General features: G+C 34.5%; 13 protein-coding genes. 1 reads left to right on the top strand and 12 read right to left on the bottom strand.

Annotation, left to right across the window (positions count from 1 at the left end):
- The 6 genes from ACK5ON_RS08850 to ACK5ON_RS08825 form a co-directional block, all read right to left on the bottom strand.
- On the bottom strand, positions 1 to 353 hold a 353-nt coding region (locus tag ACK5ON_RS08850; protein ID WP_409821748.1), incomplete at its 3' end, for a S4 domain-containing protein.
- Positions 354 to 496: 143 nt separating this feature from the next.
- Positions 497 to 1,423, bottom strand: coding sequence for a geranylgeranylglycerol-phosphate geranylgeranyltransferase (locus ACK5ON_RS08845; RefSeq protein ID WP_409821746.1), 927 nt, complete (start codon positions 1,421 to 1,423; stop codon positions 497 to 499).
- A 9-nt stretch (positions 1,424 to 1,432) separates the two neighbouring features.
- A complete protein-coding gene (locus ACK5ON_RS08840) occupies positions 1,433 to 2,371 on the bottom strand; it encodes a mevalonate kinase (RefSeq protein WP_409821744.1) in 939 nt (312 codons plus the stop codon).
- An 11-nt stretch (positions 2,372 to 2,382) separates the two neighbouring features.
- Positions 2,383 to 2,670 (bottom strand): type II toxin-antitoxin system RelE/ParE family toxin, encoded by a 288-nt coding sequence (locus tag ACK5ON_RS08835; protein WP_409821750.1) that lies wholly within the window; start codon positions 2,668 to 2,670, stop codon positions 2,383 to 2,385.
- Between the two features lie 5 nt (positions 2,671 to 2,675).
- Positions 2,676 to 2,900 carry a hypothetical protein gene (locus ACK5ON_RS08830; RefSeq protein WP_409821742.1) on the bottom strand — a complete coding sequence of 75 codons (225 nt, stop codon included), beginning with the start codon at positions 2,898 to 2,900 and terminating at the stop codon, positions 2,676 to 2,678.
- A gap of 8 nt (positions 2,901 to 2,908) precedes the next feature.
- A complete protein-coding gene (locus tag ACK5ON_RS08825) occupies positions 2,909 to 4,048 on the bottom strand; it encodes a diphosphomevalonate/mevalonate 3,5-bisphosphate decarboxylase family protein (protein WP_409821740.1) in 1,140 nt (379 codons plus the stop codon).
- An 87-nt stretch (positions 4,049 to 4,135) separates the two neighbouring features.
- On the opposite strand from ACK5ON_RS08825, the gene ACK5ON_RS08820 reads away from it, so the two are divergent.
- A complete protein-coding gene (locus ACK5ON_RS08820) occupies positions 4,136 to 4,612 on the top strand; it encodes a TspO/MBR family protein (RefSeq protein ID WP_409821738.1) in 477 nt (158 codons plus the stop codon).
- Between the two features lie 49 nt (positions 4,613 to 4,661).
- Here ACK5ON_RS08820 and ACK5ON_RS08815 read toward each other — a convergent pair whose 3' ends face one another.
- From ACK5ON_RS08815 to ACK5ON_RS08790, 6 genes are all read right to left on the bottom strand, one after another.
- Positions 4,662 to 7,052 (bottom strand): T9SS type A sorting domain-containing protein, encoded by a 2,391-nt coding sequence (locus tag ACK5ON_RS08815; RefSeq protein ID WP_409821736.1) that lies wholly within the window; start codon positions 7,050 to 7,052, stop codon positions 4,662 to 4,664.
- Between the two features lie 69 nt (positions 7,053 to 7,121).
- Complete coding sequence (locus ACK5ON_RS08810; protein ID WP_409821734.1) at positions 7,122 to 8,357, bottom strand: NAD(P)/FAD-dependent oxidoreductase; 1,236 nt, start codon at positions 8,355 to 8,357, stop codon at positions 7,122 to 7,124.
- 121 nt (positions 8,358 to 8,478) lie between these two features.
- Positions 8,479 to 9,138, bottom strand: coding sequence for a glycerophosphodiester phosphodiesterase (locus tag ACK5ON_RS08805; protein WP_409821732.1), 660 nt, complete (start codon positions 9,136 to 9,138; stop codon positions 8,479 to 8,481).
- 105 nt (positions 9,139 to 9,243) lie between these two features.
- Positions 9,244 to 10,887, bottom strand: a complete 1,644-nt coding sequence (locus tag ACK5ON_RS08800; RefSeq protein ID WP_409821731.1) for an alpha-amylase family glycosyl hydrolase — start codon at positions 10,885 to 10,887, stop codon at positions 9,244 to 9,246.
- A gap of 4 nt (positions 10,888 to 10,891) precedes the next feature.
- On the bottom strand, positions 10,892 to 13,288 hold the full coding sequence (locus ACK5ON_RS08795) for a TIM-barrel domain-containing protein (protein ID WP_409821729.1): 2,397 nt from the start codon (positions 13,286 to 13,288) through the stop codon (positions 10,892 to 10,894).
- Between the two features lie 67 nt (positions 13,289 to 13,355).
- On the bottom strand, positions 13,356 to 14,926 hold a 1,571-nt coding region (locus ACK5ON_RS08790), incomplete at its 5' end, for an alpha-amylase family glycosyl hydrolase (RefSeq protein ID WP_409821727.1).

Genomic DNA, 14,926 nt, shown 5'->3' with positions numbered 1-14,926 from the left:
GGTTTTACTTTGTACCCCATTTCGGTAATCACCACATTATTCACTTTTACATTTCCTGATTGAATGTAAATATCTGCATCACGTCGCGAGCAAACACCCGAGTTTGAAATGTATTTATTCAAACGAATATCGTCTGATTTCAATGGTTTTGAAACATTGTTTTGTATCGACTTTGCTGGTCTAGGAGCTCTTTTTGGCGCTTCAGCACCGCTGTGTTCGGCTTTGCCTCGAGTTTCTTTTTTTGGTGATTGAGCTCGTTTTGGCATACCACCAGGAGTTGGCTTTTTAGAATTTGATCTAGCACTAGTTGGTCTAGCACCTTCTCTTTTGTTATTGCCGTCCTTCTTATTCATAATTCTTTTATTTTGAATGCAAAGATACGTTTTTATGAAGTAAAAAGCTATGGATTGTTTTAACTCCGAATGAACAGAATTCTTAACTTAAGAATATATTGAAATCTGAAAAACGGTTTTATAATTGAACTGAAGTTGGGGTTCTATTTTACGATAATTTCTACAATTCTCTTACCGCGAATAAGCACTTCTGGTTCAATGAGCACAATGCAAAATACACCCGAAACCACAAGGAATTTAAGGATATTATGAAGCATTAGATAATCCGATTTAGTTTCGGATTTCCAAAGTTTTTGTATAAAAAAAATCAAAACAATCAAACTCACATAAAAGTAAATATCCATATAACCTACTTCAAAAATTTCAATCAAAAAATAAATAGGAATTACAGTAGAAACCGTAAGTACTGAAATTATTTTTTTTGAGAAGTTTTCTCCAAAAAGCACCGGGATGGTTTGATAATTATTGGCAACATCACCTTTTATGTTTTCTAAATCTTTAATCATTTCGCGAATCAATAACAATAAAAACAGGTATGTGGCATGTGCAAAAATTTGAGGATACAAGTTTTTGTAATACAACAAGATGGCAAAAAAGGGTAGAACGGCAAGAAACGATGCTGTCAAATTTCCAATAACTACTATTTTTTTGAGTTTGTGAGAATAAAACCAAATTAGAAAAATATAAGTTGAAAAGAATAAAACCGCCCTGATAGAAACAAAAAAAGCCAATAGAAAAACAATAAAATTTACAGTAAAATAAACTTGAAGCTTTGTTTTTTGACGCACTAATCGGTCTAACATGGACTTGTTGGGACGATTGATTAGGTCTTTTTTGCTGTCGTAAAAATTATTGATAATATAACCAGATGCAATTGTTAAACTTGATGCAATAACAATAATAAAAAGGTTAAAATCTAAAACTACATCCAGAGCTCGTTTGTTTGGAGCCAGAATAAAGATTGCAGATAAATATTGCGCTAAGGCAATAATGGGAATGTTATAGCCACGAATCACAGAAAACATGCTGGCGATTTTCAGCAGTAACAATTTGGATTTTCGGCTAAGCATTTTAGAAAATTAAAATTGGTAAACCACTTCCAATTTATAGTCTTTCAAGGATTGTTTAGCTTTTTCTAAATCTTCGGTAAAACCTAAAATATAGCCACCACCACCAGAACCACAAAGTTTCAAGTAGTAATCATTAGTGTCAATTCCGTTTTGCCAAACGCCGTGAAATTGTTCGGGAATCATCGGTTTAAAGTTGTTCAAAACCACTTTTGATAATTGCTTGGTATTGGCAAATAAGGATTTGATATCGCCGCCCAAGAAATTTTCAACACAAGCATCAGTATATTTAATGAATTGGGATTTTAGCATTTTACGGAAACCTTCTTCTTTTAAGTTTTCCATAAAAATATTGACCATCGGTGCAGTTTCGCCAACAATTCCTGAATCTAATAAAAATACAGCGCCTTTTCCAGTGGTACTTTGTGATGGAATTCCGGTTGCTTCAATATTATCTGTTGAATTTATTAAAATAGGAATGCTTAAATAACTATTCAAAGGGTCAAGACCTGAACTTTTTCCGTGGAAAAACGATTCCATTTGAGAGAAAACAACTTTTAATTGCAACAGCTTTTCACGCGTTAAATTCTCTAAAACGGTGATTTTATTTTGGGCATATTTGTCATAAATAGCGGCCACTAATGCGCCACTACTTCCCACACCATAACCTTGTGGAATGCTAGAATCGAAATACATACCACGTTCCACATCAGTTTTTAGAACTTCCATATTGAAAGTTACTAGTTCGGGTTGTTCTTGTTGAAGATTTTCCAAATAAGTAACAAATCGTCTGAGACTTTCGTTGGATTGTATGGCTTCAACAGATGGATTTTCATCTACTTTCAACGCACCATTGTAGAAATTGTAGGGAATTGATAAACCTTTAGAATCTTTAATAATTCCGTATTCTCCAAAGAGTAGAATTTTTGAGTAAAATAAGGGTCCTTTCATGGGCAAGAAAATTATTTTATTTTATTGATTTTTAAAGGGTTTTGTCTTGTGTCGAAAACCGAAACGATGATAATTTGATTTTTTTCTATTTTATAAAAAATTGTTGTTTGTTTTGAAACAACACATTTACTTAATTTTTTTTGCTCTATAGGTGGAAAAATTTCTGGATTGATTAGTAATAAGTCAAAGTTGGATTTTAATTTATTCAAAAACTTTAAATTTACTCTTATAGACCATTTTGCTGTAATAAACTCAGAAATGTTTTTTATTTCTTTGAGACTTCTTTCAGTAAAAATCAATTCTTTCAAAATATTCCTAACTGTTTTTTTACCTCTTCATAAGAAAAAGTTCTTCCATTTTCAAAATCATCCAACCCTTCATTTATAGCTTCTTTTTGAGCAGTACTTAATTCATCCCACCAATCTTCTTTTTGTGAATTAAAAATAGCTTTAACCTTTTTTAAAATTGTAACATCCTCTGTCTTTAGTAATAACTGCGCTAACGATATTTTTTCTGCTTGAATATCCATAATTGTAACTAGGTTAAAATTTGACTTCCGTTTCCAATCGTGTCACAAATATAGTTACCATTTTGACAATAGCCAACTAATTCGTCCTTAATAAATTGCAAAACGTGCTCTCTAACGTTTTCGGGATACAAAATATGTACGTTTGCTCCTGCATCTAAGGTAAAACAAATAGGGATTTTTGTTTCGGTTCTAAATTTCCAAATTGTATTAATGATTTCCAGTGTGTTAGGTTTCATTAAAATAAAATAAGGTAATGAAGTCATCATCATAGCGTGTAAAGTCAGTGCTTCACTTTCGACAATTTGAATAAACTCATCTAAATTTCCAGTTTCAAAAATGATTTTTATTTTAGCCAAATTATCATGAGCTTGGGCAAATCGTTGTTCGGCAAAGGGATGGTTATGCATTAAATCATGTCCAACGGTACTCGAAACTTGTTTTTCGCCTTTGTCAACTAATAGTATGGTATCTTGATAATTCTTGAAATTCTCATGAATTTTAGCTGGAAATTCGACACCAAATAAATCCGAACTGCCTTCAATTTCAGCATGATTGCCCCAAACTACTATATTTCCTTTAATACTTCTACAAGCACTTCCTGAACCTAATCTTGCCAAGAAAGAAGCTTTTTGATAAAAGAAATCTTCGGTCATTTCAGTCCCGAAGTTTCGGGATAATTCTTTTTCCAAACTCATAATATTCATAGCCAAAGCCGCCATTCCTGATGCGGAAGAAGCAATACCCGAACTATGAGGAAAAGTATTTTCGGTATCAATGGTAAAATGATAATCTTTCAGATAAGGGCAATACTTTTCAATACGTTCAAAAAACTTTTGAATTTTGGGTTTGAAATCTTCTTTGGGTTTGCCTTCAAATAATAAATCAAATGAAAAGGTATCAGTTGTCACACTGAGCAAGCTTGTACTGAGCGAAGGCGAAGTATCGAAGTGTTTTTTGGCGAAAGCCAATTTGGTAATCGTTTTGCAATGATTAAGTGTAAAACTAATAGAAGGATTTGCCGGTATCTGCTGGTCTTTTTTGCCCCAATATTTCACTAAAGCAATGTTACTTGGTGCACTCCATTGAAAGTTGCCTTTTTCAATAGCATTTGTAATTGTAGTGAAAACAAAATCCTTTTCAGTAATCATAGAATATTTATTTGCGCAAAGATACTTTTTTTGTAAAAATAGTGTGCCGTTTGTTTAGTATATTTGAATTAAATTAAATAAAGAAAAATGCAAAAAATTTTAAGAATTGTAACAGTCGTACTCATCTGTGTTGTTATAGGGTATTTGTCGGGAATGGTCACTCGAGAAAGTATTACCACTTGGTATCCCACGTTGGTAAAACCCGTTTTTAATCCGCCTAATTGGATTTTTGCCCCTGTTTGGTCACTATTATACATTATGATGGGAGTTGCAGGCGGCATGATTTGGAATCGTATTGACACCGATGAAGAAAAAGTAAAAAAAGCATTCAAAATATTTATTGCACAATTAGCATTAAATGCACTTTGGTCCTATCTTTTCTTTGGGTTGCACAATCCGTTATTGGCTTTAATCGAAATCATATTGCTTTTGTTATTGATTTTTGAGTGCTATAATCAATTTAAAAAGATAGATAAAGTCGCCGGAATGTTATTACTTCCTTATTTGGCTTGGGTAAGTTTTGCAACGGTTTTAAATGGGAGTATTTGGTGGTTGAATAAATAAAAAAAACCTCTGATTTTTTTATTCAGAGGTCTTTTTTTTAAGTTGATTGTTATTGGACAATCAGTTTTTTGATGATTTTTATAGTGCTCTCAGTAGTTATTTCTACTAAATACATTCCTTTGGCAAAATTAGAAACATTAATATCAATTGTGCTAAGTATATTTTTGTTTAAAGTATAAATTATCTTTCCTGAAATGTCATAAATCACTACACTAGTTATTTTATCGTTGACATTGGAAATAGAAACAAATTCATTCGTTGGATTGGGATACAATAAAATAGTATTGGCGTTGAAAGAAGGATTTTCCAATGCCTGAACAAATTCAGTTGTAAAAGTATTTGTGATAATTGCGGGGTTATAATCAAAATAAATTTCAGCAGTGTTTGGAATGATATCACCAATTGCATACCCTGGCTTGGGCTTGATTTTGAAATAAACAAAGCCTTGACTTGCAATAGGATTTGTAATAGTTGGCGGTAAATTAATATCAAAAAAATGCCAAGTCAACTTATTTCCTTCACGTCTGGTATTCACATTATGACTGGCATTAAGCATCACAAAGGTGTTTTCATCCAATAGATTGTTTAATAAATCTTCAATCCTAACAAACTCAGCACTTGCTGTTCCTGTATTTTCAAATCGAATGGTATAATACAAATAATCATTCGATGTAAAAGAGCTGTAAACAATTTTACCACCATGCGATTCCATTTTGTCGTTTGGATCATAAGAGCCCACTATTGTTTGGGTTAAGGAAGAGGAATTATTGGTTAAATTAATATCGTCATTTATTTGTATAGAAGCACTATTGGTTACTAAATCTCCAAGAGAAACAGTTGGAATTGTTGGGACTAATAAACTTACAGTAATATATCTAGTTTCAAAAGGCGCTAAATTGGTAAAGTCATAGGTAAATCCTGTACTAGTTAATGTTGTTCCTGCTTGTGAAATAGAGGCGATGCTTACATTGGAAGCTTTGGTAAATGTGAGCGTTCCGTTAGCAATAGTTTGTAAACCATTATTTTGATACATCAAATAAATACTATTCTCAAAACCAGGTCTAGGTTGGCCAATTGGTATTAAATGTATTTTTACATCTAAATAAGGTTGTGTCACTACAATTGGAAAATATAAAGTATTGGTACCGCTTCCAGTAGGAAGTGTAATATTGTTTTGGGTAACAGAAGAAGCGTAATAAGGACTTAAATCCGAATTTACAGCAAAGCTGATGTCGTACGAATTATTTGGATTTGAATCAAAAATATAATAATAACCCTGATTGGTAGTTCCGAATACATTGACACCTGAATCGTTAACTTGATACACAAAATTACCTTGATTAAAATTAGCTTCACCAGAATCTTTTATTCCGTTATTGTTTTCATCTAAAAAGGCAATTAAAGTTAAATTTTCGGAACATCCAGCATTGTTTTCACAATTGAACATACAAAAACTGACTGGATTTGAAAAATCAAAAGAAGAAGAACATAAAGTTCTTATATATGCAGTATAACATACATCAGGAGTTAAACCAGTTATTACAATAGGATTAATTGATGTTACAATCCCAGAAGAATTTGGAGGAGGAATTGGTGAGCCGATAGGAACGATATAGATCATCCATTGATTTCCAATAGTGCTGGTCCAACTTATTGAAGCCGAAGTATTGGTTACGTTTGATACTGTAACATTGGTTGGTGTTTCACATGGTATAATAGAACAAGTTACATTTGCCGTCCAACCTTCTAACACATTGTTTGCATCGCTAATAAATCTAAAAGTCAAACAACCATCCTGAGAAGATGAAGTAAATGGTCCAGGAATGGTATTGCCCCAGTAACCCCCAGCGATTCCACCAGGAACGTTAGCTGCTGGGTTACCGCTTAGTATTTGTTGAGAAGGGAATGTATTAGAACCATTATAAACATAAAGCGCATCTTGATTAGCTTCCGTATTAAACGAAGTAAATGACACTGTAACTGATTCTCCTGGGTTTGTTGGACAAATAGTTGTAGTTAAGTTGGAATTATTTGAATAATTAGCACTTAATCCACCAGAATCAGTAAAAATGCCCCCACAAACTGGAGGTGGAGTACAATTATTCGCAACTAAACTGTATGTTGAAAAAGTAACCTCACTATTGGTATTGTCAAATCTTCGGGCATGAATAAAGGGTATCTGATTGCTATTTACATATGCATTTGGATTAGCAACGGGATTGGCTCCTGTTTGAATATCAGTAAACGATTCATGAAAAGTAATTACAGTAGTTGCTGGATTCATTCCATTTAATAATGAAGGTATTACAGTAGTCAAATCAAAAACACCGATACCATTATTATTAGTACAACCAGATATTGGTGGAGGTACAGCTGGTGGAATTTGAGCGTTTAGATAAATAGTTGAAAAGAAAAACAGTAGTAGTATTAGTTTTTTCATAATTTGATTTAAATAAAAATCAAATGTAACTGATTTTGAGTAAACTAAGTCAATATTTTAAAAATAAATTTAGGTAATACTTTGCGCCACAATAAACCCACTCGTCCACGCATTTTGGAAATTAAATCCGCCAGTAATAGCATCTATGTTTACGATTTCGCCAGCAAAGAAAAGGTTTTGATGCCGTTTGCTTTCCATGGTTTTGAAATTGATTTCCTTTAAATCAATGCCTCCAGCAGTAACAAATTCTTCTTTAAAAGTGCTTTTACCATTGACCTGAAATTGTCCATTAGTGAGTTGATTAGCTAAATCCATCAATTGTTTTTTGGTCAAATCTGCCCATTTAGTTTCCTTTGTCTCACCGAGCGCAGTCGAGGTGTCGATACCAGCTGCCAAAACCAAACTTTCCCATAATCTGTTTGGGAGCTCAAACGGCGATTTCTTGCTCACGGTTTTCTTGGCATGTTCTTGCTTGAGCTCTTTCAAAGTATCTACAGCTTCTTCAAAAGTAACTTCATTGAGCCAATTGACTTCTAAAACAAACTGATAGTTTTTTTCAAATAACTCGCGTGCACCCCAAGCTGAAAGCCGCAAAATTCCTGGCCCACTCATGCCCCAATGAGTAATGAGTAAAGGTCCAGCAGCTTCTAACTTGCTGCCTTTTACTTTCACTTTGGCGAAAGCCGAAACACCCATCAAAGCTGCAATTCGGGAATCTTTGATATTAAAAGTGAATAGGGAAGGAACAGGAGGAACAATAGTATGTCCTATATTCTGTAACATTTCCCAAATTTTAGGATTGCTACCAGTGGTTAGTATTAGTTTTTGACAAGAAAAAGTTTCATGGTTAGTGTCTACTTTCCAATAATCTTCTCCTTTGAAAAGAGATTGCACACTTTGTCCAGTCAGAACTTCAATTTTTAATTTATTAACTGCGTACAAAAAACAATCAATTATCGTTTGGGAACTATCGGTCGTAGGAAACATCCGTCCATCATCTTCAATCTTCAATTCCACACCATGGCGTTCAAACCATTCAATCGTATCGCCCGAACAAAACTGATGAAACGGTCCGCGCAATTCTTTTTCGCCACGAGGATAATTTTTCACTAAATCATTCGGTACAAAGCAAGCATGGGTAACATTACATCTTCCGCCACCAGAAATTCTAACTTTTTCTAAAACCGTTTTGCCTCTTTCGAGAATAGCGACTTTTAGCTTGGGATTTTTTTCGACAATATTAATTGCCGTAAAAAAGCCAGCTGCGCCGCCGCCAACAATGATTATATCGAAGTTTGAGTTCATATTACCTTTAAGGGCTGTTTTAGTTTATAATATTTTAGTTGTGTCATTTCGACGAAGGAGAAATCACATAACAAAAAAATCTTGATGAGATTTATCCTTCGTCGAAATGACAATAAAAAGTCTAAACTCTATCTGGAAAATCAGTAATGATACCGTCAACGTTCATAGATTTGACAAAGATAATGTCTTCGGGTTCATTTACCGTCCATGGAAAGACTTTAAAATTTTTGGATTGCATTTGGATAACGTTTTCTTTCGTCAGCAAATGATGAAAAGGATGAATAGAATACGCTTTTATGAATTTGGCGAAAGCCAATGCTAAATCTAAATTGGTATTGGTCAAAACGCCAATTTGTATTTTATCATTCAAAAAAGAAACTTGCTGCAAAGCATTCCAATCAAAGCTTGATACAATAAAATCAGCATAGTCCCAATTTTTTTCAGAAACATACTTTTCAATAAGTTCCACAACTTTATCTGCGGTTTCAGAGGTTTTGAGTTCCACATTGATAAAGCATTTTCGGTTAACCAAATCAAAGGCTGATGCTAAAGTCGGAATTCCAAAAGCTTGTAATTCAGTTGCAGAAAAGTCTTTTACAATACCTTGTCCGGATGTTGTTCGATCAATAGTATCGTCGTGAATTACCATTATTTGTGCGTCCAAACTCAAATGCACATCCAATTCAATACCATCAACGCCCTGTTCCATCGCTTTTTGGAAAGAAGCCAAAGTGTTTTCGGCAGCATGTCCTTTCGCACCGCGATGACCTATTTTGATCATAATTTTAACAGTAAGGAATTAAGCTTTTCATTAAGTTTAGTTTAGTGTCTAAATGAATATCTTAATTCACTCTTAACTTCTTAATGGTAAAAAAAAATTCGTCAATTATAGTTTTTCCAATAAAATAATCCCGAAATCCGTGTTGAGGTTTACTTTTCCTTTAACAACAGTAGAAGTTTCCCCCGAATAAGCATCCCTAACTTTGGTTCCGTTGTCGAAAATAGTGCCAACCGGAATACTTTTTTCTCCTTTTTCCAAATCCAAACCAACGATAACTTTATCCGAATACTTTCCTTTGGTAAAGCTTCTGCTGAAAACATAAGGAGTAGCCAAAATTTGACTATGAACGCCAGATCCCACCGCAGGATGATTATTTCGAAATAATCCTAATTTCTGCCAATGTGATAACACTTCTTTGGTTTTACTGTCATTAACGATGTCTTCCCAATTCATGTTGGAACGCAAAGTAGCATCGCCTTGCGTGCCTTCAATATCTAATGAACGGGCACTTTCATCGCCATAGTATAATTGCGATATTCCTGGAGCCAATAATAATTTGGTGCCGCTTTCAAAAGTTTTTTCGCGTTTTTTATCAAACGGATAACTGTCATCGTGTGACGAAACATAGTTCATCACCGTGTTGCCTTTCAAGTCATTTTGCAGAATGTTGGAATATCTGGAAAACAACTCTTCGTAGTTCATTTTGGCTTCGTTTCTAAAATCGAAGTTGATTAATCCTGTGAATCCATTTTCGAAATAATTTACTTTTTTATCGCCAAAATCATAGAATTTTTTACCGCCAATGTTATAACCATACACTTCTCCAACAGTGAAGAAAGCATTGTTATCTAACACTTTTTTGGGATTGTTTTTTTTGTATTCGGCGAAAGCTTGGCCACATACTTTTTTAAAATCGGCCCAAACATCTTCTGTTGTATGCTTTACCGTATCTACTCGGTAACCATCAATTCCAAAATCGATAATATAATCCGAAAGCCATTTCATGATGTAATATTTCGGCGCTCTTGGATAGCCCGTTTTTTTGAAGAACGCATCAAGCGAAGCCATTTCTTTGTCATAACGGCCTTCTTTTTTCCATTTGTTGGCTAAAAAGGTAGGCAAGGAAACATTCTCGTTACTTTCGGTCAAAACATCAGGAAGGTTTTCTACTAGCGTACAATTGATATAAGTATCGTATGATTTATAGGTGCATTTTGGTGAAGTTCGCACCCAGTCATTAGGAAAAACAGAATCTTTTGGAGTTACGGGACCAGTGTGATTGATTACAGCGTCAAGTATAATTCTGATGCCTCGAGCATGTGCTTTCTGAACCAATTCGGCCAAATCTTTTTTTGTGCCAAAATTTGGATCTAAAGCACTCCAATCTTTTGTCCAATAGCCATGAAAGCCATACGTAAATCCGGTGCCTTCATCAACACCATCGTGAATTTGCTCCACAATTGGCGTCATCCAAATTACATTGATGCCTAAATTGGTAAAATATCCTTCATCCAGTTTTTGGATTATACCACGAATATCGCCGCCTTCAAAACCACGAAGTTTTCCGGTTGGTTTATTTCGGTTGTAGGTTTGGTCGTTGGTTTTATCACCATTATTGAATCTGTCGGTAACAATAAAATAAACATTGGCACTTTCCCATACGAAAGGAGTTTTTGGAGTTGTTGATTTTTTTTGGGAAAAAGAAATTCCGCTAAATAATATCATCGCAATTAAAGCTATTCTTTTCATAATTTTAGTATTCAATTTTAATTTCGGAAGTAGTACCATTTGTCAAAGTAACATTTACTTGCAATGGTTCTTGAAAAGTTTTGTAAATCTGTTCTTGTCCGTTAACAAAGATGCGTTTAGCTTTGATATTGTGAATTAAAACAGAAATATTTTTATCTGTAGTGGTAAAGTTTTTCCCTGTAACAGTTGCCATTTTAATAACAACTGTTTTGCCATTGGTATTGCTATTGAAATTAATTATTTCATATTGACCTTTTTCAAAAGCATTGGGTGTGGTTCCATCATCGTTATATAGTTTACCAGAAGAGTTTGAAACACTTTCATCAAAATAATAATGAAGATTGAAGTTGGATAACGAATATTTTGTTGTGTTTTGAATGGTTTCAATCATCGGAATAAAACTTCCGCCACGTACAAAAGTTGGAATATAATCTTCATTGACTTTTATAGATTCGGTTATTCCGGCTTTGTGTTTTTCATCGGTATAAAAATCATACCAATTGCTGCTTTTTGGAAAGTATACTTCAGTTGATGTTATTCCGGATTTTGTAATTGGTGTAATCAAAAAGTCATTGCCCCAAAAATACGTTCCGGCAACAGTGGCTAATGCTGTATTATTGGGTTCTTCAAAGAATAACGGACGCATCAACGGTGTTCCTTTTTGATTATTTTCGAAAGCTAAAGTGTAATTATAAGGCATTAATTGGTAACGCAGTTCTACAGATTTCTTTGCTTTTTCCATAGTGACAATATCTTTTCGAGCTACTTCTGAAGCTACTTCTTCTTGCGCATGCGGACGAAATATTGGGTTGAAAACGCCGTATTGCAACCAACGCAAATACAATTCGTTGTCAAAATAATCACCAGCAAATCCGCCAAGATCAGAATGCATGTAACCCAAACCCTGCATTCCCATTTGCAATGCAATTTCCATTTGGCTTTGTAATCCGCCCCAACTTCGGCTCACGTCGCCACTCCAAGGCACCATTCCAAAACGTTGTGAACCTGAATATCCTGCACGCATTAGGATAAATGGGCGTTGTGTTGGAAAATCTTTTTTATAACCATCGGCTAGTAGTTTTGCCCAATTGTGTCCGTAAATATTATGTACTTCATCCGCTTTGCCTGCAGCAGTCATTACTTTGGATGGAAAAACTTCGGGTTCCCCCAAATCGCCCCACATGCCGCCAACTCCTTGGTTGATTAGTCTTTTATAAACATTCCAGAACCAGGCTGCCCCTTCGGACTTGAAAATATCGACAACGCTTGTGTTTCCGAAATAGAAATCCCATGTGGCTGGTTTTCCAAACTTATCTTTTACTAAAACATTTTTATCTACGGTTTCTTGCCATTTGGATGAGGTTGTTAAAATAAAAGGTTCGGTTATCAAAACTGTTTTTACTCCTTTGGCATTCAAATCGGCAATCATTTTGTCTGGATTTGGGAAGTAATCTTTGTCCCAATCGAGATTTCCCATAGTACCTTTTATGGTTTTTCCAAACCAATACAAATCGAGGATAATGGCATCAACCGGAATTTGATTTTGTTCAAATTTTTTGATGGTATTTTCAACTTCATCTTGTGTGTGATACCCAAAACGACTTGAAAAATTTCCTAATGTCCATCGTGCTGGTAAAGGTTGTTTACCAGTTAAATCGGTATAATTTGCTATTAAATCTTCCCAAGTATCGCCTACAATCACTTGATAGGTTTTACGACCAGAAATGGTTTCATATTCTAAGGTATTATTATTTTTACTATCTAAATCTAAATACCCAATAGCTGCATTATCAAAATGAACGGCATATAATTTAGAGGACAAAACTAATGGAATACAATAGTTCATCAATTCGGCTTTGGTTTCATAACCATAATGTGCTCTGTTATACAATTGCAAACGATTGCCGCGACGGTTCATTCCCAATGCTCTAGCTCCACCACCATACAATGCTTCGGAATTGTCTAGATTAAACTGTAAAACTTCGGTACTGTCATTTCTTTTGATGTAACCGCTTTTTTCCGAAAGCAGTACTTTTCCCTTGTTGGAATAGGTTATTTTGAAAGGTGATTTATTGATTACAACCATAATTTCTTTGGCAGTAAGCACTAATGAACTTTCTGTTTTTTTGAAAAAGGGACTTATTTTTTCGGGTGTTTTTACAACAGCATGCGAATTTGGATTGAAAGTTTGCTTCGCCAATTCGCTGTCGCTCTGGTCTCCATTTGGGATAAAGGATGTTTCAATAATTTTTTCGGAATAGAGTTTGATGAAATAATTTCCATCGGAAGTTTTTATTTCTAAGATATTGTTCTTCCAAGAATGAGAAAGGAACTTTCTGTTTGCGTTTTGAGCAAAAGAAATTGAAGTGATAAGTAGGAGTAATAAAATAATTTTTTTCATTTTTAACCTTTTAAGGCATATAAGGTCATTTAAGGTTTCAAATATTTTCTTAAATGCCTTATATGATTTATTTATTCAATTCTAAAACTAAAACTGATTTTCCATCAATAGTAATATCGTTTTTTAACTCAATAGAAGCATTTGTGAATATGTCTTTTCCTATTTTATATAGATTAGTATTTTCTTGAAAACGATTGGTTTTTATAGTTTGTTTATCGTTACTATTATTAATAACCACCATTACACTTTCTGTATCATTGTAACGGAAATAAACGTATACATTATTTACAGGAACATAATGAGTAGTTTTTCCAGAATGAATAACTGCTTTATTTTTCCGCCAGTTTAGTAATTTAGAAGTAAAATCAAAGTATTGGGTTTGGACAATAGTTCTTCCGGCTTTGGTAAACGCATTATTCGTATCGCCAATCCAACCACCCGGAAAATCTTGTCGAATATCGGCATCACCTTTATCTTTATTGCCTGCCATTCCAATTTCGGAACCATAATAAACTTGTGGAATACCTCGAATGGTTGCAATTAGCGTCATTGCCATTTGGTATTTTTTGAAATCGGGATACAAATGGTTGAAGCGTTGCGTGTCGTGATTTTCTATAAATGTTAATAAATTATTAGTGTTTGGATATAAAAAATCATTGGTGAAATTTTCATAAACTTTGATAATTCCTTTGTCCCAACTGGCATTATCTTCATTGAAAACACTTCCAAAAGCATCGTGTAACGTAAAGTCCATTACGGATGGTAAATAGGAATTGAAACTTTGAATGGCTCCAATTTTGCTGTCTTTTTGCCAATAGGACATTTGCGCTTGATCGTGCATCCAAACTTCGCCTACAATATTAAAATAAGGATATTCATCGGTGATGGATTTTGTCCATTTAGAAATGCCTTCTTTGTCGTTATAAGAAAACGTATCTACTCTAAATCCATCTAAATCGGCATATTCTATCCACCATATTGCATTTTGAATAAGATAATTTAGAACCAATGGATTGGATTGATTTAAATCGGGCATCGATTTTACAAACCAGCCATCCATACAATTTTTGGCATCAATAGCTGAAGCGTTTATATCAAATTGGGTTGTCATTCTAAAATTAGATTGCGTAAACTCTGGAAATTGATGCAACCAATCGTGTGTTGGTAAATCTTTATACATCCAATGTTGCCAACCCCAATGATTGGTTACATAATCCATAATGTTTTTCATGCCACGATTGTGCAATTCTTGGCTTAAACGAAGGTAATCTTCATTGGTTCCGTATCTGGGATCAATTTTATAAACATCGGATTGTCCATAACCGTGGTAGGAATAGGTTTCGTCGTTATCTTCGCATAATGGAGTGCTCCAAACAGCAGTTACACCAAGTTCATTTAAATAAGGAATGTTTTTGATAATTCCTTCAATATCACCACCATGTCTTCCGCCCGGCAAAGCTCTATTTCCTTTTTCGGTTACCGTTGGATGACTATCGTTGTTTGGATTACCATTGGCAAAACGATCGGGCATCACCAGGTAAATCACGTCGTCCGGTGAAAAGCCGCCAAAGTGATCGGCGCGCGGCAAGGGGTTGAGCAAGGGAAAATTCGCCGTCGTCGCACCGGTGGGTGTAACGA

This window comes from Flavobacterium sp., from assembly GCF_046317795.1.
In the GTDB taxonomy this organism is placed as follows: Bacteria; Bacteroidota; Bacteroidia; order Flavobacteriales; family Flavobacteriaceae; genus Flavobacterium.
The sequence above is the reverse complement of the archived record's forward strand: the minus strand, read 5'-3'. Positions and strand labels throughout refer to the sequence as shown.

Bases quoted from the DNA above. Each gene is read 5' to 3' on its own strand.
- ACK5ON_RS08845 (WP_409821746.1), bottom strand. From the start codon at position 1,423: ATGCTTAGCCGAAAATCCAAATTGTTACTGCTGAAAATCGCCAGCATG.
- ACK5ON_RS08840 (WP_409821744.1), bottom strand. From the start codon at position 2,371: ATGAAAGGACCCTTATTTTACTCAAAAATTCTACTCTTTGGAGAATAC.
- ACK5ON_RS08830 (WP_409821742.1), bottom strand. From the start codon at position 2,900: ATGGATATTCAAGCAGAAAAAATATCGTTAGCGCAGTTATTACTAAAG.
- ACK5ON_RS08825 (WP_409821740.1), bottom strand. From the start codon at position 4,048: ATGATTACTGAAAAGGATTTTGTTTTCACTACAATTACAAATGCTATT.
- ACK5ON_RS08820 (WP_409821738.1), top strand. From the start codon at position 4,136: ATGCAAAAAATTTTAAGAATTGTAACAGTCGTACTCATCTGTGTTGTT.
- ACK5ON_RS08815 (WP_409821736.1), bottom strand. From the start codon at position 7,052: ATGAAAAAACTAATACTACTACTGTTTTTCTTTTCAACTATTTATCTA.
- ACK5ON_RS08810 (WP_409821734.1), bottom strand. From the start codon at position 8,357: ATGAACTCAAACTTCGATATAATCATTGTTGGCGGCGGCGCAGCTGGC.
- ACK5ON_RS08805 (WP_409821732.1), bottom strand. From the start codon at position 9,138: ATGATCAAAATAGGTCATCGCGGTGCGAAAGGACATGCTGCCGAAAAC.
- ACK5ON_RS08800 (WP_409821731.1), bottom strand. From the start codon at position 10,887: ATGAAAAGAATAGCTTTAATTGCGATGATATTATTTAGCGGAATTTCT.
- ACK5ON_RS08795 (WP_409821729.1), bottom strand. From the start codon at position 13,288: ATGAAAAAAATTATTTTATTACTCCTACTTATCACTTCAATTTCTTTT.